This window comes from Enterobacter sp. PP-008-ECC_S150 (assembly GCF_045257065.1).
GTDB classification, from domain to species: Bacteria; Pseudomonadota; Gammaproteobacteria; order Enterobacterales; family Enterobacteriaceae; genus Enterobacter; species Enterobacter chengduensis.
In genome coordinates, this window is sequence record NZ_JBJHHG010000011.1 from 112,015 (window position 1) to 129,123 (window position 17,109).

21 protein-coding genes and 3 tRNA genes are annotated in these 17,109 nt (G+C 53.9%); 14 read left to right on the forward strand and 10 right to left on the reverse strand.

Annotated features, from left to right (window positions below; genetic code table 11):
* Window positions 1-79: 79 nt before the first annotated feature.
* The 6 genes from ACJBF3_RS13815 to ACJBF3_RS13840 form a co-directional block, all read right to left on the reverse strand.
* Window positions 80-241 carry a DUF1328 domain-containing protein gene (locus ACJBF3_RS13815; protein ID WP_003856556.1) on the reverse strand — a complete coding sequence of 54 codons (162 nt, stop codon included), beginning with the start codon at window positions 239-241 and terminating at the stop codon, window positions 80-82.
* Window positions 242-368: 127 nt separating this feature from the next.
* A complete protein-coding gene (osmY, locus tag ACJBF3_RS13820; protein ID WP_008502075.1) occupies window positions 369-986 on the reverse strand; it encodes a molecular chaperone OsmY in 618 nt (205 codons plus the stop codon).
* Window positions 987-1,285: 299 nt separating this feature from the next.
* Window positions 1,286-2,875 carry a peptide chain release factor 3 gene (gene prfC, locus ACJBF3_RS13825; RefSeq protein ID WP_045327586.1) on the reverse strand — a complete coding sequence of 530 codons (1,590 nt, stop codon included), beginning with the start codon at window positions 2,873-2,875 and terminating at the stop codon, window positions 1,286-1,288.
* 91 nt (window positions 2,876-2,966) lie between these two features.
* Window positions 2,967-3,644: a pyrimidine 5'-nucleotidase gene (gene yjjG, locus ACJBF3_RS13830; protein ID WP_045327584.1), complete on the reverse strand. Its 678-nt coding sequence runs from the start codon at window positions 3,642-3,644 to the stop codon at window positions 2,967-2,969.
* 19 nt (window positions 3,645-3,663) lie between these two features.
* Window positions 3,664-4,107 carry a ribosomal protein S18-alanine N-acetyltransferase gene (gene rimI, locus ACJBF3_RS13835; protein ID WP_045327582.1) on the reverse strand — a complete coding sequence of 148 codons (444 nt, stop codon included), beginning with the start codon at window positions 4,105-4,107 and terminating at the stop codon, window positions 3,664-3,666.
* Window positions 4,076-4,489, reverse strand: a complete 414-nt coding sequence (locus ACJBF3_RS13840; protein ID WP_045327579.1) for a DNA polymerase III subunit psi — start codon at window positions 4,487-4,489, stop codon at window positions 4,076-4,078. The genes rimI and ACJBF3_RS13840 overlap by 32 nt, the downstream gene beginning before the upstream one ends.
* Before the next feature lie 102 nt (window positions 4,490-4,591).
* On the opposite strand from ACJBF3_RS13840, the gene rsmC reads away from it, so the two are divergent.
* From rsmC to ACJBF3_RS13860, 4 genes are all read left to right on the forward strand, one after another.
* Window positions 4,592-5,620, forward strand: coding sequence for a 16S rRNA (guanine(1207)-N(2))-methyltransferase RsmC (gene rsmC / locus ACJBF3_RS13845; protein ID WP_045327577.1), 1,029 nt, complete (start codon window positions 4,592-4,594; stop codon window positions 5,618-5,620).
* A 172-nt stretch (window positions 5,621-5,792) separates the two neighbouring features.
* Window positions 5,793-5,879 (forward strand) — tRNA-Leu (locus ACJBF3_RS13850).
* 28 nt (window positions 5,880-5,907) lie between these two features.
* Window positions 5,908-5,994 (forward strand) — tRNA-Leu (locus ACJBF3_RS13855).
* Between the two features lie 42 nt (window positions 5,995-6,036).
* Window positions 6,037-6,122, forward strand: a tRNA-Leu gene (locus ACJBF3_RS13860).
* A gap of 41 nt (window positions 6,123-6,163) precedes the next feature.
* Here ACJBF3_RS13860 and ACJBF3_RS13865 read toward each other — a convergent pair.
* Window positions 6,164-6,433, reverse strand: coding sequence for a DUF1435 domain-containing protein (locus tag ACJBF3_RS13865; protein WP_045327576.1), 270 nt, complete (start codon window positions 6,431-6,433; stop codon window positions 6,164-6,166).
* Between the two features lie 215 nt (window positions 6,434-6,648).
* Between ACJBF3_RS13865 and ACJBF3_RS13870 the strand changes: the two genes are divergently transcribed.
* Window positions 6,649-7,713, forward strand: a complete 1,065-nt coding sequence (locus ACJBF3_RS13870; RefSeq protein WP_045327575.1) for a GGDEF domain-containing protein — start codon at window positions 6,649-6,651, stop codon at window positions 7,711-7,713.
* Window positions 7,714-7,808: 95 nt separating this feature from the next.
* Window positions 7,809-8,597 (forward strand): siderophore-iron reductase FhuF, encoded by a 789-nt coding sequence (fhuF, locus tag ACJBF3_RS13875; protein ID WP_045327573.1) that lies wholly within the window; start codon window positions 7,809-7,811, stop codon window positions 8,595-8,597.
* A 100-nt stretch (window positions 8,598-8,697) separates the two neighbouring features.
* Here the strand turns inward: fhuF and ACJBF3_RS13880 are convergent, their stop codons facing one another.
* The gene (locus ACJBF3_RS13880) at window positions 8,698-10,044 is read right to left on the reverse strand and encodes a PTS sugar transporter subunit IIC (protein ID WP_045327571.1); all 1,347 of its coding nucleotides are present in this window, start codon (window positions 10,042-10,044) and stop codon (window positions 8,698-8,700) included.
* Between the two features lie 328 nt (window positions 10,045-10,372).
* Here ACJBF3_RS13880 and ACJBF3_RS13885 point away from each other — a divergent pair, with 328 nt between their 5' ends.
* Window positions 10,373-10,831 carry a YbaK/EbsC family protein gene (locus tag ACJBF3_RS13885; RefSeq protein WP_045327570.1) on the forward strand — a complete coding sequence of 153 codons (459 nt, stop codon included), beginning with the start codon at window positions 10,373-10,375 and terminating at the stop codon, window positions 10,829-10,831.
* A 38-nt stretch (window positions 10,832-10,869) separates the two neighbouring features.
* On the opposite strand, the gene bglJ is transcribed toward ACJBF3_RS13885, so the two are convergent.
* Together bglJ and ACJBF3_RS13895 are read right to left on the reverse strand one after the other, a co-directional pair.
* Window positions 10,870-11,505 (reverse strand): DNA-binding transcriptional activator BglJ, encoded by a 636-nt coding sequence (gene bglJ / locus ACJBF3_RS13890; protein WP_045327568.1) that lies wholly within the window; start codon window positions 11,503-11,505, stop codon window positions 10,870-10,872.
* Complete coding sequence (locus tag ACJBF3_RS13895; RefSeq protein WP_045327566.1) at window positions 11,502-12,239, reverse strand: response regulator transcription factor; 738 nt, start codon at window positions 12,237-12,239, stop codon at window positions 11,502-11,504. Before ACJBF3_RS13895 ends, bglJ begins: the two co-directional genes overlap by 4 nt.
* 411 nt (window positions 12,240-12,650) lie before the next feature.
* Here ACJBF3_RS13895 and ACJBF3_RS13900 point away from each other — a divergent pair, with 411 nt between their 5' ends.
* The 7 genes from ACJBF3_RS13900 to dnaC all read left to right on the forward strand — a co-directional run bounded on the left by ACJBF3_RS13900 (window position 12,651) and on the right by dnaC (window position 17,035).
* Window positions 12,651-13,427, forward strand: coding sequence for a threonine/serine exporter ThrE family protein (locus tag ACJBF3_RS13900; RefSeq protein ID WP_045327564.1), 777 nt, complete (start codon window positions 12,651-12,653; stop codon window positions 13,425-13,427).
* Window positions 13,418-13,891: a threonine/serine exporter gene (locus ACJBF3_RS13905; protein ID WP_045327562.1), complete on the forward strand. Its 474-nt coding sequence runs from the start codon at window positions 13,418-13,420 to the stop codon at window positions 13,889-13,891. Before ACJBF3_RS13900 ends, ACJBF3_RS13905 begins: the two co-directional genes overlap by 10 nt.
* Before the next feature lie 68 nt (window positions 13,892-13,959).
* A complete protein-coding gene (locus tag ACJBF3_RS13910) occupies window positions 13,960-14,601 on the forward strand; it encodes a TetR family transcriptional regulator (protein WP_045327560.1) in 642 nt (213 codons plus the stop codon).
* 41 nt (window positions 14,602-14,642) lie between these two features.
* Entirely contained in the window at window positions 14,643-15,095 is a 453-nt protein-coding gene (locus tag ACJBF3_RS13915; RefSeq protein ID WP_045327854.1) for a MarR family winged helix-turn-helix transcriptional regulator, read from the forward strand.
* Window positions 15,096-15,178: 83 nt separating this feature from the next.
* Window positions 15,179-15,607, forward strand: coding sequence for an organic hydroperoxide resistance protein (locus tag ACJBF3_RS13920; protein WP_013095463.1), 429 nt, complete (start codon window positions 15,179-15,181; stop codon window positions 15,605-15,607).
* Between the two features lie 148 nt (window positions 15,608-15,755).
* A complete protein-coding gene (gene dnaT, locus ACJBF3_RS13925) occupies window positions 15,756-16,301 on the forward strand; it encodes a primosomal protein DnaT (RefSeq protein WP_045327557.1) in 546 nt (181 codons plus the stop codon).
* Window positions 16,298-17,035 (forward strand): DNA replication protein DnaC, encoded by a 738-nt coding sequence (gene dnaC / locus ACJBF3_RS13930; RefSeq protein ID WP_045327555.1) that lies wholly within the window; start codon window positions 16,298-16,300, stop codon window positions 17,033-17,035. Before dnaT ends, dnaC begins: the two co-directional genes overlap by 4 nt.
* Window positions 17,036-17,109: the final 74 nt, after the last annotated feature.

The window sequence follows — 17,109 nt, forward strand, 5'->3', positions numbered from 1 at the left end:
CGCACCCGGCCTGTTACGCAAATAAGAAAAAGCCAGTCGCAGTGACTGGCTTTTTTTTGTTGAAGAAATATTGCGTTTGCTACGGACGTCGACGCCCCGTAAACAGGCTGACCAGGAACAGAATAATACCCACAACGAAGACAATTTTAGCTGCCCATGCTGCTGTACCTGCCAGTCCACCAAAGCCCAATGCGGCGGCAATTAACGCGATAACCAGAAATATAATGCCCCAACGAAACATAAGCTTCTCCTTTACCATAGTTAATGTCGGCCGCTAAACGTGAGCGCTCAGGCCACTCACCGGCGTTTTTCCAGAATCGTTCTTATATCGCCCGCCGGTATTAACCAGACGGGCGAAGGGTCCAGACTTACTTCGTTTTCAGATCGTTTTTAACGCTTTTCACACCATCAATCGCTTTCGCGATGGACTCGGCACGTTCACTTTGCGCCTGGGAATCTACCGTACCGGAAAGCTGAACCACGCCATCGGTGGTTTCCACTTTCACCTTACGGGACGGCACGATGTCATCTGCTAACAGTTTAGCTTTGATTTCACTGGTCGTAGCGGCATCACCGGCATAACCTTTCACCGACGCGTTTTTACCGTCACGCACGTGCAGTTTATCGCTAACGGAGGCGACGCCTTCGACGCCTTTCGCCACTTTAACCGCCTGTTCAGCCTGAGCCTGGCTTTCAACAAAGCCGCTCAGGGTGACCACTTTCTTGTCGGTCTTAACGGAAATATCGGTGCTCTTGATGGCTTCATCATCCACCAGTGCGGCTTTCACTTTTGCTGTGATTGAGCTGTCATCCATGAAATTGCCGACTTTATTCATAGAGCTATCGATTTTTTGCCCTGCGCTATCGGCCGTGGACTGTGCTTTATCCATGGTGCTGCTTTCCGCCAGGGCGGAGCCGCTCACCAGAACGCTACCCAGAGTGACTGCCAGCAGAGTTTTAGAAATCTTCAGTCTTGTCATATTCATCGATCTATTCCTGTGTTGACCCGTTATTCGGGCTACGTACATCCTTAGTAGTTTTATATATTGCGAATAAACACGCGGGCAAAATGGATAACCTAAAGCCATGCATTGAACAGTTAATTTATCCATGCCCGGTGTTAAACACTGAGTTAAATATAGATCACTCTCGCAGAGCCGCTTTCGGAATTGGGTAAAAAACGCGCGAATAGCGTGAAATTGCGTTGAATTAAGAACATTCCGCAAGGGATTAATAAGACAGGAATTAAAGAAGAGCACGGCGGCAGCCGTGCTCTGAGAGGGGATTAGTGCTCGCGGGTTTTACGGAACTGAACGTCAGGATAACGTTCCTGGGTCAGGTTCAGGTTCACCATGGTTGGGGCGATATAGGTCAGGTTATCGCCACCGTCCAGCGCCAGCTGAATTTCGTTCTTGCGCTTAAATTCTTCGAATTTCTTCACGTCAGCACACTCAACCCAGCGCGCGGTCGCGACGTTCACAGACTCGTAAATCGCCTCCACGTTGTATTCGCTCTTCAGACGCGCGACGACCACGTCAAACTGCAGCACGCCGACCGCGCCCACGATCAGATCGTTGTTGGCGATTGGGCGGAACACCTGCACGGCGCCTTCCTCGGAGAGCTGAACCAGGCCTTTCAGCAGCTGTTTCTGCTTCAGCGGATCGCGCAGACGAATGCGGCGGAACAGCTCCGGCGCGAAGTTCGGAATACCGGTGAACTTCATCATTTCACCCTGGGTGAAGGTATCGCCGATCTGGATCGTGCCGTGGTTGTGCAGACCGATGATGTCGCCCGGATAGGCTTCTTCAACGTGCGAACGGTCGCCCGCCATAAAGGTCAGCGCGTCGGAGATCACCACGTCTTTGCCGATACGCACCTGGCGCAGCTTCATGCCCTTTTCATATTTACCGGACACCACGCGCATAAAGGCCACGCGGTCACGGTGTTTCGGGTCCATGTTGGCCTGAATTTTGAACACGAAGCCGGTGAACTTCTCTTCTTTCGCTTCCACTTCACGGGTGTCAGTTTTGCGCGGCATCGGCTGCGGCGCCCACTCCACCAGACCGTCGAGCATGTGGTCAACGCCAAAGTTACCCAGCGCGGTACCAAAGAAGACTGGGGTAATTTCACCGCTCAGGAACAGCTCTTTGTCGAACTCGTGAGACGCGCCCTTCACCAGCTCCAGCTCGTCGCGCAGCTGCGCGGCCAGCTCTTCGCCGACGGCCACGTCCAGATCCGGGTTGTCCAGACCTTTCACAATGCGCACTTCCTGAATAGTGTGGCCTTTGCCGGTCTGATACAGGTAGGTTTCGTCTTTATAGAGGTGGTAAACGCCTTTGAACAGCTTACCGCAGCCAATTGGCCAGGTGATGGGCGCACAGGCGATTTTCAGCTCGTTTTCCACTTCATCCATCAGCTCCATCGGGTCACGGATGTCACGGTCGAGTTTGTTCATAAAGGTGAGGATCGGCGTATCGCGCAGACGGGTCACTTCCATCAGCTTACGGGTACGATCTTCTACCCCTTTCGCGGCGTCGATCACCATCAGGCAGCAGTCCACCGCCGTCAGAGTACGGTAGGTATCTTCGGAGAAGTCTTCGTGGCCCGGGGTGTCAAGCAGGTTCACCAGGCAGTCATGATACGGGAACTGCATCACGGAGGTGGTAATCGAAATACCACGCTGCTTTTCCATCTCCATCCAGTCAGATTTTGCATGCTGGCTGGAGCCACGGCCTTTTACGGTACCCGCAGTCTGGATCGCCTGTCCGAACAGCAGCACCTTCTCAGTGATGGTCGTTTTACCGGCATCCGGGTGCGAGATAATGGCAAAAGTGCGGCGCTTGGCCACCTCTTGCAGATAAGGAGACAACGTCATAATTAAATCTTCTTTTATAAGCGCGGCAGCACGCCACGCATCATGGAATACAAAATTGCGGCTATTTTACCCATCAATAGGGGGCAGGCAATCATTGTTTACACAGGAGTTGCTCCAGTTCGTTCAACGACGTCACGGTCCAGGTCGGTTCGATGCCTTCAGGCTTCTCGCGGCCATGGGCATTGAGCCACACGGTCGACAGGCCGGCCTTCATGCCGCCCAGAATATCTGACTCTGCGGTGTCACCCACCATCAGGACGCGATCGCGGTCGGGATTGCCGGCCTGCGCCAGCGCGTAGTCGAAAATTCGCGGATCCGGCTTCGGCACGCCAACCTCTTCCGAGATCACCAGCGCGTCAAAATGATCGCGCAGGCCGGTGCGCTCAAGGCGGATCTGCTGCAGGGCGGTAAAACCGTTGGTGATGATCCCCAGCTTCACCTTGCCTTTCAACGCATTCAGCAGGGAGACCGCCCCCGGCAGTGGCGCACAGATTTCGGCCATCGCGTTCAAAAACGCCTCATTCAGCGTCCCCGGACTCACCTTTAACCGTTCCGCCCAGACGTCAAAGCGCTGGTGCTGAAGCTGTAACGCGGTGATGGCACCGTTCTGGTAATCCACCCACAGCGGCTTGTTGACCGCCTGATAGTCCTGAAAATCTTCAGCGGTGAAGGTCACGCTATAGTCGAGAAACATCCGCTGTAGCCCGCCGAACGAGTCGAACGTAAACAGCGTTTCGTCGGCATCAAAGAAAATCCAGTCCCATTTCATCGTTACAACCTTATCTTTATTATCCAATCGGCAGAGCCATTATGATGGCGTCTTCACGTCCCTCTGCGGTGGGGTAGTAGTTACGGCGGATTGTCGCCTCGTTAAAGCCTAAGCTTTCATAGAGTGCGATGGCGGCGACATTCGACGCGCGCACCTCCAGCCACAGGGTGAAAACGTCACGGGTTTCGAGCTCACGTATGAGGTGCTCGAGCAGTTCTCTTCCCAGCCCACGGCGCTGGAACGCGGGATCAACCGCGATATTAAACAGCGTCGCCTCATCAAGAACAACCTGCGTGATGGCGAATGCGGCCAGAGTACCGTCAACGTCCAGACGGTAGTTCAGATACCGTTCGCCCTGATTGCTGGCGAAGGTTTTTTCGCTCCAGGGAAACGCGTGAGCGCGTGTTTCAATCGCGAACGCGGTGGTCAGGTCAGCCGTCGTGAGGGAAGAAATCGTGTTCATATTCGCAGATTTGTTGCCATAGCGCGCTGCGCGCTTTTGGGTTGGCCTTCAGTTCGTCCAGCGCTGGCGAGCAGATCTGGCTCCCCTTGAGGGGGATCTCGTTTGTCTCTCCGATACGCCAGCTGTTACAGCGGCTATCGGGAGGAAGCATCGCGACACGCTCTGGCGTCAGCGGTAAAACCTGGTCGGCCGTCAGCTTCAGGCTGCGAAGGACATCGTCGATCAGGGGTTCATTCAGGGCAGGCAGTTCTTCCGCCACCATCACCAGGCGAACGTGCGTCGGGATGGAGATGGCGATTTCGCCCTGCAACGCCGTCGGGCGACGCAAAGCCCACTGGGTAATGCCCAGCTGCTGCAACTGCCAGTCTCGTCGGGATGTCATAGGGAAAACTCCTGTCTCTCAGGCGCGCAAATATAGCAAATGTGTCGAAACTGCGCCATCTACCTACTATAATCCCCGCCTGAGTTTATTGAGGAACAATTCATGTCTGCATTTACCCCGGCAAGTGAAGTCTTGCTGCGTCACAGTGATGATTTCGAAGAGAGCCGTATTCTGTTTGCCGGAGATATGCAGGATGACCTGCCCGCGCGTTTCGACTGTGCTGAAAGCCGTGCCCACACCCAGTACTACCACCACTGGCAGGTGCTGAGCCGCCAGATGGGCGAGCGCGCGCGCTTTGGCCTGGTGGCAGAGCAGAGCGATATCGCCGACTGCGATACGCTGATCTACTACTGGCCGAAGAATAAACCGGAAGCGCAGTTTCAGCTGATGAACCTGCTCTCTCTGCTGCCGGTCGGCTGCGATATTTTCGTCGTCGGTGAAAACCGCAGCGGCGTGCGCAGCGCGGAACAGATGCTGGAAGGCTACGCGCCGCTGAATAAGGTCGACAGCGCTCGCCGCTGTGGGCTGTACCATGGCCGTCTGGAAAAACAGACCACGTTTGATGCGCAGTCTTACTGGGACGAGTACCAGCTTGACGGCCTGACCATTAAAACCCTGCCGGGCGTGTTCAGCCGTGACGCGCTGGATACGGGCAGCAAGCTGCTGCTTTCTACCCTGACGCCGCACACTAAAGGCAAAGTGTTGGACGTGGGCTGCGGCGTGGGCGTTCTCTCGACCGTGCTTGCGAGCCATTCACCAAAAGTGCGCTTAACCCTGTGTGACGTGAGCGCCCCGGCGGTAGAAGCCAGCCGCGCAACGCTTGCCGCAAACGGCATTGAAGGCGAGGTCATTGCCAGCAACGTCTTCTCCGACATCACCGGTCGCTTCGACATGATCATCTCTAACCCGCCGTTCCACGACGGTATGGAGACCAGCCTGGAAGCGGCACAAACGCTGATCCGTGGCGCGGTCCGTCACCTTAACAGCGGCGGCGAGCTGCGTATTGTCGCCAACGCCTTCCTGGCGTACCCGAAAGTGCTGGACGAAACCTTTGGCTTCCACGAAGTCATCGCCCAGACCGGCCGCTTTAAGGTCTACCGCACCGTGATGACGCGTCAGGCCAAAAAGTAATCGCCTCACCTGCTTGCCGAATAAGCGCAATCACCATCCGGCAAGCAGGCGTCTCCGTTCCGACCATTTTTGCAGCAATCAATTAAAGGTGAGCACTTTTCAGTTGACGTAAAGCTGAAAACATCTAGAATGCGCCTCCGTGGTTACGATACTTTTACAGTATCGATGGTATGCGAAGGTGGCGGAATTGGTAGACGCGCTAGCTTCAGGTGTTAGTGTCCTTACGGATGTGGGGGTTCGAGTCCCCCCCCTCGCACCATAAATCACAATGATATTGCTCGCACTGGGCGAAGGTGGCGGAATTGGTAGACGCGCTAGCTTCAGGTGTTAGTGTCCTTACGGATGTGGGGGTTCGAGTCCCCCCCCTCGCACCAACGAGGCGATATCATCATAGCAATAAAGAGTAAGATGACTGTGCGAAGGTGGCGGAATTGGTAGACGCGCTAGCTTCAGGTGTTAGTGTCCTTAGGATGTGGGGGTTCGAGTCCCCCCCCTCGCACCAATTATCTTACATCCCTTCTGACGTTCCCCTTGTTTTTCCCGTTATTTCAAACTCATCAGTATCACCAGAATTCCGCTGACCAGTGCTACACAGGATGGCAGCAGGACAAAGTGCCGTAATTGTTTATGCCAGATCATGCCTGACGTGACTAACAGTCCTGCAACAATGATCGCTTTCCAGGTATCAAGGGAGAGATCGGCAAACATCAAACCGCCGAGAATGGCTCCCGGCAGCAATACCCCCCAACCACTTCCCAGCGCCCTGTTCAACATGATCCGCCCTCTTATAACGATAATGATAACCAATATCATATGACAGGGATTATCATTTGTCAGCTGAATGAATCAAAATCCATTGACCTTTACCTTTCCCGTAATGACAGGAATTGCCTAAGGTGATAAATTGCACACCTGTTAACAACATCTAAAGATTTTCTGATAATTACTCTTTGAGTTTTTTGCATATTTTATTACGAAACAACAGCTACTTATTTGTTTTAATTAAATTTTAATAAAAACGTACGACTATGACATCACAATCCTGGCGGTCTTTGGTTCACAGAAAATATCAGTTGTCGTTACGTTTGTTTTTATTTCTGAACGCAACCTCAGCAGTGTTCTCGGTAACAAACCCGCTCAATTCCGTACGCCTGTTCTCAGTCCCACTTATTGCTATATTCTGCATTAGCACTGGGCTGTTCGTCTGGCACTGGAGAAAGAAGACGCGGAAGATAAATATTCCTGTCGTTTCAGGGATCTTCGGTATTTTGTGGGCGTGGCAAATTGTGTCCAAATTCGCCTTAATTACCCACGACCCTGCGACGTATTTGTTAATCGCCCTGTTGACGGTGCTTTTTATCGGCACACTGGCATTCGCCAGTAATATCAAAGCATTTACGCTGCACTCACTGCCCACCTTTATTGTCTGCCTGTGGCTAAGCGATCACGATATATGGCTGAGAATGACCTATTCTTTCGCACTTCCTGTGGTGGCGATTGCTATTCATAACATTTTGCAAAGGCGTAACGACCGTTTCGCCCAGGAGCTGCTTTCTCGCCTGCTGGAAGAACGAGAAACCCTTACCGATCTCAGCATGATGGACCCGCTCACCGGGCTGTATAACCGTCGCGGTCTGCAAAGCCGTCTGGAGAACCTGCCGGCGGTAGAAAATGGCGAGCATTTTGTCCTGCTAATGGATATCGATCACTTCAAAGCCTATAACGACCATTATGGCCATATGATGGGCGACCAGGCGCTGAAGCGCGTCTCTGCGGCAATTCGCGATGCCGTGCGTTCTCGCGATATTGTGGCGCGTTTTGGTGGGGAAGAATTTATGGTGCTGCTGACCAATATCTCACTCGAACATGCCCGCCAGACGGCCGAGCGGATCCGTCAGAAAGTCTACGATTTGAAAATCCCGCATCTGTTTAACGAGAGTGTTGCGACAAACGTCACCATCAGCATTGGCATTGCTATCTTCGGGGATGAAGACGTGGAAGGTGCGCTGGAAAAAGCGGACAAAGCCCTCTACGAAGCCAAGCACATGGGTCGCAATAACATTCTGTTGAGTGAAGAGCTGCAGACGGCGTAAACATCACGACGATGTCTCCAGGACAAAAGTCTTGCCATTGGTATGAGCAATAGTTAGGATTGGCAATCATTATCATTTAGATTTCTATCTATACTATGGCCACGCATACCGCACACATCGTCGAACCCCTCCTCTGGCGAGCGCCCCTCACCAGCGGGAATGCTTCGCTTGCGGATGCGATACGGGACAAGATTGCGGAAACGCGCGCCCACCTGCTGGACTTTATCCGGCTTGATGAAGCGCCCCCCGCCCACGCCATGACGCTCTCGGAGTGGCGACAGCCGTCAAAACTGCAATCGCTGCTGGCCGCCTATTCCGACCATATTTACCGCAATCAGCCCACCCTGACGCGGGAAAATAAACCGCTGCTCTCTCTCTGGGCGCAGTGGTATATCGGGCTGATGGTGCCGCCCCTGATGCTGGCGCTGTTAACGCAAAAGAGCATGCTCGAACTCTCACCGGATAATTTCCACGTCGAGTTCCACGAAACCGGGCGCGCGGCCTGTTTCTGGATCGATCTTCACGAAGACCAGAATGCTGAACGCCTGACGGCTCAGGAACGCATGGAGCGGCTTATCGCACAGGCCCTGATCCCGGTGGTTGAGGTGCTTGACGCGACGGGAGAGATAAACGCGAAGCTTATCTGGAGCAATACGGGCTATTTAATCCACTGGTATTTAACGGAAATGAAGCCGCTGCTTGGGGATGAGAACGTGGAGGCTCTGCGCCAGTCCTGTTTCTTTGCAAAACAGCTTTCCGATGGCCGTGACAACCCGTTATTCCGTACCGTCGTGCTCCGTGACGGGCTTCTGGTTCGCCGCACCTGCTGCCAGCGCTATCGCCTGCCGGACGTTAAGCAGTGCGGGGATTGCACGCTGAAGTAGAGCGGTGAATTGCCCGGTGGCGCTTCGCTTACCGGGCCTACAAAAACCTCAACTCGTAGGCCGGGTAAGGCGCAGGTGCCACCCGGCACAACGCTTATACCTAGGCGACCTGCTGATTGTCCTCTTCAGCGCTACGCTGCGCTTCTTCCGCTTCCTGCTCCAGCAGCTGCTTCTCGTACACTTTGAAGAACGGGAAGTAGATGGTTGCCGATACGCAGGCCAGCACTACAACCAGAATAGCCGCGCGGAAATCCCAGCCCAGGGCCCACGCTGCGCCGATCGGCGCCGGTGCCGTCCAGGGAACGACCGAGATGACGCGCCCAATCAAATCAAACGACATCGCCGCCCAGGCCAGCACGGCGTTGACCATCGGTGCCAGCAGGAACGGAATAAAGAACACCGGATTCATCACAATCGGCGTACCGAAAATGACGGGTTCGTTGATGTTAAAGAAGCTGGGCACCACGCTCAAACGCCCGATAGAGCGTAAATGTGCGGAACGGCTGCGCAGATAGCAAATCACCAGCCCCATCGTAGCGCCCGATCCGCCAATCACGATAAAGAAGGTCCAGAACGCCTCCATAAAAATATGCGGCAGCGGCTGGCTGGCGGCCAGCGCCGTCTGGTTAGCGCCCAGGTTCGTGAGCCAGAACATCTGCAGCATCCCGGAGACGATGGCGGCGCCGTGGATCCCGGCGAACCACAGCAGATGGCCAATCAACACGGCCAGCAGGATCGCAGGCAGGGAATCCGCGGCGGAGACCAGAGGTTTAAAGACCGACATAATGGCCTGCGGGATCAGCATGCCAAACTGAGACTGAATCACCAGGCTCAGAGGATAGAGGGTCAATACCACCACCAGCACAGGGATCAGCAGATCAAAAGAGTTTTTGATCATCGGCGGAACCTGGTCCGGCAGGCGAATACCGATGTTATGCGCTTTCAGGAAACGCATCATCTCAACGCAGTAGATCGCCACCAGAATCGCGGTAAAAATCCCCGTCCCGCCCAGGCTGTCGACAGGAAGCGTGCCTTTCGTTTTCGGGGCCGCAACCAGCAGAAACGCCATCAGCGACAGCATGGCGCACATAAACGGGTCTAACTGGTGCGATTTGACATAGTGTTTGCCCAGGTTATAGGCGATGGCCGCACAGATATAGATGGACATAATGCCCATCGTCATATCAAACGGCGTCAGGATCTGGCCTTCAAACTGCTTCGCCATATCCAGCCAGGCGCGGGCGAAACCCCAGGTCGTATCAGGCGAAAAAGGTGGGTAAGCGAACACTAACAAGAATGAACCCACGATCATAAACGGCATCGCGGAGATGAACCCGTCGCGAATAGCCATAACATGACGCTGGGAAGAGATCCGCCCGGCAATTGGGCTGACGTAATTTTCTACGAAACGGAATATCAGGTTAAACGCAGCATGGTTGGCAGACATGGCAGCTCTCCTGTCAAATATTTGTTACGGGCACGTTCGCGCCGCACGTTGTTCCATAAATCAGCTTCACAACCTTGCTGGCTTGTGTACCAGTGGTACTGCTCAGACGAAATGGTTTCATAATTTGCTCTTATTATTGGATACAGGGGACGTTACGCACTCAGTATTAATCGACGCATCACGCTCTGCAACCGGTTACTGTAACCGGTTTCCGTGATTGTGAAGAGGATCCAGAAATCAGCCGTTCAGGATATTTGTTACCTAAGAGATATTTACAGAGCATAATTTCTTATGACAGATTACGCAGGATATTTGTCAGGAGGAAATAATGAGTTTGCAGTCTGTACAGCAATTTTTTGCCGACAACGCGCCGGATATCGACGTCATTGAGCTTAGCCAGAGTACCGCTACCGTTGCGTTGGCAGCTGCCGCCCATCGCGTTGAACCGGGACAAATCGCCAAGACCTTATCATTAAAGGTAAAAAATGAGGTGATCCTGGTGGTGGCGAAAGGCGATGCCCGCCTGGATAACAAAAAGCTGAAAGAGACGTTTGGTGCGAAAGCGCGCATGCTCAGCAGTGATGAAGTGGTGACCATCACCGGTCATCCCGTGGGAGGCGTATGCCCGTTCGGGCTGGAAAATCCGCTCGCGGTTTACTGCGATATCTCATTAAAGCAGTATGCCGAAGTCCTGCCTGCCGCAGGCGCAATTCACAGTGCCGTGCGTATTTCCCCCGACAGAATGGCGGAGCTGACTTCCGCAAAGTGGGTGGATGTTTGCATCTGATTGATGCGCCAGAGCCTGTCTGGCGCGCAACAGGCAGGTTATAAAAAGGTCGGCTTGCTGAGTGCCGAACTTCGTGGTTCTCTTACCGGAAGGTGAGTAAGAATATCCGCCGCATCGAGCAACCCTACGTCAGAATTCACCCCCAGCTTCACCATCGCATTAAACTTATGCGCCCGGATGGTCTTAATATTGCGTTCAAGCTGTGCCGCGATTTGAGGAATGGAATAGCCGCACGACATATAGCGCAATATTGCCCGTTCCGTTGGGCTTAACATTCTGTTTTGGCTGCGGTACCAGTGATTCATCATATTGTCATTGACGCGCTGCGTTTCACTCAGCAATACCATGAGCTCCTGCTGCAGATGCTCAAGCGTCAGCGATTTACTCACCACACCGTGCAGGCGTGACGGCGAAAGATGGGTGATTAACCGTGCTTCCGTCTCATCCGCGACCAGGATAATGCGCTGAATATGACCATGCGTGAACGCGAGATCCCGCAGATGTGCCAGACAGTTACGACGTTCCTCTCGCGCATCGGAAAGTGAATAGATCAGCGAGAAAAAATTGACGTGCTGAAGCGCTTTCTTAAAGCTGTCAAATTCGCTAAACAGATGCAGCTGGTAATGATTCAGGTTGGGCCCAGCAAAAAGATGCTGCAGCCCAACGGCACTCATCGTGCAATTTTCGACGATGGCGATATGTCTTGTTGAATCGGTTTTTTCCATTCCTCGAACTCTCCATAGGCTGACATCAAACTCAGCTCTCTCATTCCCTGCGTACTGTTGATCCAGGCGTACATATCGGCATTACTGCGTAAAGACAGCCGTCGCATTGCACTGTTTTTTTGCGCGCTGATGGTTTTATTGCTCTTCTTGAGCAATGTGGCGATTTGGTTAATCCCCCATCCTTTACCTAACAGACGCAGTACCTTACGTTCGGAGTGCGTGAGCGCGATAATGTGTTCGTCTTCCTCCTCCGTACTTTGAGGTTCTGGGGTCAATAACGTCTGGCTTATCCGCTCTGCGCGCTCGCTGCCTGCCCGAATAGCGTTAACCACGCCTTCAATAGGCTCCATATCAGAAAGCAGCGTACTTTCCGGGCGCATAAGCAACTCAACCGCGATAGGGTAAAGCGGCCGCGAGACTAAAAAGATCCAGTGAATATCCCGGTATTGGTTCAATAAACTGTAATACTCTTCAAGGGTGCCCCGAGGATTCCGGTATTCACCTGAAATATCAGCAATAATGACATCTGCGCGGCGTAATTGGAGCAGCGTCAGCTCCTGCAGTGAGCGGCAATAGGTCAGTTCAAAATCCGGGAAATGGCGAGCCATCACGCCCCCTAACCCGTTTTGCATCACGGGTATCCGGCTAATGACAACGCAATGCTTGCCATGTAATGACAACATAGACCCTCCGTGTCCATTGTTCATTTGATGTGTAACGTTAAAACGCATCAATGTATGAGTTTTTTCGTCCCTGAGTGTAAAACTGATTAATACAAGCAGAAGATGAGATATGTTCTTAGTTTAAGAAACGCCTAAAACATCGGTAATATCTCATAAAGCGCAAATAAAATTAATTGCGTAGCCATTAAAATAACGACAATCTAAAATTAGAATAACTAAATACAAATATTTTATATTTCCATATTAATAATTCATGGCATTGATAAATTAATCCCGTCTCCCCTTTCGCCATACGCGCTGAAACTGTTTGCATAAACCTTGATCTGGCCCACAGCAAGAGACACGGCACTTTGTGCTAAAAGTAATCACTATGGGCCAGGCGGCAACTTTCCATCTTCTTCAGGACAATACATGCAGGCAGATCGGTCAACGCAGCGTGCTATCACGCGGCTATGTATTCAGTGCGGTCTTTTTCTACTCCAGCACGGCGCGGAAAGCGCGCTGGTCGAGGAGCTTTCCACCCGGCTGGGACGGGCGCTGGGTATGGATAGCGTTGAAAGCGCGATCTCATCCAACGCCATTGTGCTGACCACGATCAAAGACGGTCAGTGCCTGACCTCCACCCGCAAAAACCATGACCGCGGTATTAACATGCACGTCGTGACCGAAGTGCAGCACATCGTCATCCTGGCTGAACATAAGCTTCTCGATCTCCACGAAATTGAGAAACGGTTCAACCAGATTAAGCCATTACGTTATCCGCGCTGGCTCGTCGTGTTGATGGTAGGGCTCTCTTGCGCCTGCTTTTGTAAGCTCAATAAAGGCGGCTGGGATGGCGCGATCGTCACCTTTTTCGCCAGCAGTATCGCCATGTATGTTCGCCAGCTGCTGACGCACCGGCAGCTGCACCCGCAAATTAACTTCTGCATTACCGCGTTTGTCGCCACCACGGTTTCCGGTCTGCTGCTGCGCCTGCCGCAGTTTGCCAACACGCCGACGATTGCCATGGCCGCCAGCGTGCTGCTGCTGGTCCCGGGCTTCCCGCTGATCAACGCCGTCGCCGACATGTTTAAAGGGCACATCAATACCGGTCTGGCACGCTGGGCTATCGCCAGCCTGCTGACGCTGGCGACCTGCATCGGCGTGGTCATGGCCATGACGCTCTGGGGGCTACGCGGATGGGCGTGATCGATTTTGTGCTGGCGCTGGCGCAGGACATGCTTCTGGCCGCCATTCCTGCCGTCGGCTTTGCGATGGTATTTAACGTCCCGCAACGCGCGCTGCCGTGGTGTGCGCTGCTGGGTGCGATTGGCCATGGCTCGCGAATGGTGATGATGACCGCGGGCTTTAATATCGAATGGTCAACATTTATGGCCTCCATGCTGGTTGGCAGTATTGGCATCCAGTGGTCGCGCTGGTACCTGGCGCACCCCAAAGTGTTCACCGTCGCCGCCGTGATCCCAATGTTCCCGGGCATATCGGCGTATACGGCGATGATTTCTGCGGTGAAAATCAGCCATTTTGGCTACACCGAGCCTCAGATGATCCTTCTTCTGAGCAACTTTCTTAAGGCATCGTCCATCGTCGGCGCGCTCTCTATCGGGCTGTCGATCCCCGGGCTGTGGCTGTACCGCAAACGCCCACGCGTTTGATATTTGTGTTATTTCGCTGTCATGGGGATAATCTTTCTGGTCCGTTTGGCGAAAAATAAGGAAAGGATGTGGCTAACCCTGGCAGCGAACACCCTGAGCACGGTGAAGAATCCAGTCTGAAAGAGAAAATTTTTCAGAGCGCCATCGCGCTTTTTGCCGAGTATGGTTTGAACGGTGCCCGTATGGAGCAGATCGCGGAGAAAGCAGGTACCACCAAACGCATGGTGGTTTACCATTTTAAGAACAAAGAGAATCTCTACCTTCTGGTTCTGGAACACGTTTACACGCAAATTCGCGCCAGTGAAAAGGCGCTAAGCCTGGCGGGAATGCCCCCGGTCGAAGCGCTGGTTAACCTGGTCGAAACCACCTTCGACTATCATGCGGACCACCCAGACTACATCCGGATTATCTGCATGGAAAACATGCAGCGCGGCCGCTTCATGCAGCAGTCGAGCTATCTTCGCCAGGTCAACCGCAGCGCGCTCGACCTGCTGGAGGGGATCCTGCACAGGGGGAAAGAAAAACAGCTCTTCAGCCAGACGGTTGACGCCCGCGATCTTCACCGCCTGATCAGCAGCTTCAGCTTTCACTACGTGGCCAACAGCTACACCTTCACGCTCCTGTTTGAAGACGGTGCGGACGAACAGGCCCAGCGCCAGCACTACCGCAAAATGGCCGTTCAGGTCGCGCTCCGTTACACCTGCCCATAAAATTGCTTGCAATTATATCGCGCGCTATCTATATTCATCTTATGAACGCGAAAACGAACGATGCAACCGCTGCGCTCAGGCTGGATAACCAGCTCTGCTTTGCCCTCTATTCGGCAAACCTGGCGCTTAACAAGCTGTACCGGCAGCTGCTGGCCCCGCTGAACCTCACCTACCCGCAATACCTGGTGATGCTGGTGCTGTGGGAGCAGGATGATATAACGGTGTCGGACATCGGCGAACGGCTGTTTCTTGATTCTGCGACCCTGACGCCGCTGCTAAAGCGGCTGGAAAGCGCCGGGCTCATCAACCGCCACCGTTCGCGTAAAGACGAACGTCAGGTCGCCGTCACGCTGAGTGACGCGGGACGTGAGCTTCAGCAGCAGGCATTGGGTATTCCCCATGCGGTGGGTTGTGCCGCGCAGTGTGATACCGACACTCTGCTGGCGCTCAAACAGCAGCTCGAACTTTTGCGACAACAGCTTCACCGCGCGTAAAGCTATACTTTACGCGTGTTTATTACCCATATACATCGCACGCTATTTAATAGCGCAAATTAAAGCAAGATGAGGAACCTGCCATGTCTTTAGAAAAAGTCGTTTATACCGCCAAAGCCAAAGCAACCGGTGGCCGTGACGGTCGTGCCACCTCTTCCGATGGAGTACTGGACGTAAAACTGGGTGTGCCGAAAGAGATGGGCGGCATGGGCGGCGAAGTGACCAACCCTGAACAGCTGTTTGCTGCAGGCTACTCCGCCTGCTTCCTGGGCGCGATGAAGTTTGTGGCCGCGCGCGACAAATTTACCCTGCCAAAAGAGGCGTTTATTGAAGGTGAAGTGGGGATTGGCCCGCTGCCGACCGGTTTTGGTATCGAAGCAAAACTGAACATCCACGTTGAGGGTATGGATCCAGCGGAAGCCAAAAAGCTGGTGGACGCGGCGCACATTGTTTGCCCGTACTCTAACGCCACCCGCGGCAACATCGACGTCACGCTGAACATCATCGCGTGATAACTGCCTGATGGTGCTGCGCTTATCAGGCCTACGACTGTAGCCCCGGTAAGCGCAGCGCCACCGGGGAAATCCCCTCCTTCCCTTTCCCCTCTCTGTGCTACCATAAGCCCATATCACGCCCGTAGTCATCAGTAGAGTAAGCGTTATGTCCTCCAGAATTCTGACCACCAGCATTGCTGGCATTGATGCCTTTATGCGCGACCCGCGCGGTGTGTTGAGCCACGCCGAAGGCGGCACGGTTGCGGTTTTTGCCGACAACGCTCCGGCGTTTTACGCCATTACGCCGGAACGTCTGGCACGGCTTCTGGAGATCGAAGCGCAACTGTCACGCCCGGCGAGCGACGTCACCCTGGACAACCAGTTCTTTGATGAACCGGTTAACGTCCCCGTGACCGTTCCGATGGGCAAATTCGCCCTCTACGCGGGCTGGCAGCCGGATGCCGATTTCCAGCGGCAGGCCGCGCTGTGGGGCATTGCGTTAACCCAACCGGTCACCGCGGAAGAGCTCGCCGCGTTCACCGCCTGGTGGCAGGCAGAAGGTAAAGTTTTCACCCATATTCAGTGGCAGCAAAAGCTCGCGCGACATCTGCAGATCGCTCGCGCCAGCAACAACGGCCAGCCCAAGCGCGATATCAACGCGTTTTCAGAACCGGATAAACAGATCCCCAGCGGATTCCGAGGTGCGAAATGAAGAACGTCGGCGACCTGATGAAACGTCTGCAAAAAATGATGCCTGCCAACGTGAAGCCCGCTTTCACCACGGGCGAAGAGCTGCTGGCGTGGCAAAAGGAGCAAGGCGAGATCCGCGCCGCCGCGCTCGCCCGGGAAAACCGGGCGATGAAAATGCAGCGCACCTTTAACCGCTCCGGTATCCGCCCCCTGCACCAGAACTGCTCGTTCGATAACTATAAAATTGAGACCACCGGGCAGATGAACGCGCTGGCCGCCGCACGGCAGTACGTAGACGAATTCGACGGCAATATCGCCAGCTTCATCTTTAGCGGTAAGCCGGGCACCGGAAAAAACCACCTTGCAGCCGCTATCTGCAACGAGCTGCTTCTGCGGGGTAAGTCAGTCCTGATTATCACCGTGGCCGATATCATGTCCGCGATGAAAGACACCTTCAGCAACCGCGAAACCAGCGAAGAACAGCTGCTCAACGATCTGAGCAATGTGGACCTGCTGGTCATCGACGAAATTGGCGTGCAGACAGAATCCCGCTATGAAAAAGTGATCATCAACCAGATTGTCGATCGCCGCTCCTCGTCCAAACGCCCCACCGGCATGCTGACGAACCACAACATCGACGAGATGACCCGCTTACTGGGGGAACGCGTCATGGACCGCATGAAGCTGGGTAACAGCCTGTACGTCATCTTCGACTGGGATAGTTACCGCAGCCGCGTCACCGGCAAAGAGTATTAAGACAGTTCCAGGAATCGCCGTCAGGGCGCAGGTATATACTGGAACCCCTTCGGCCCAAAACGGACCTTTTTGAG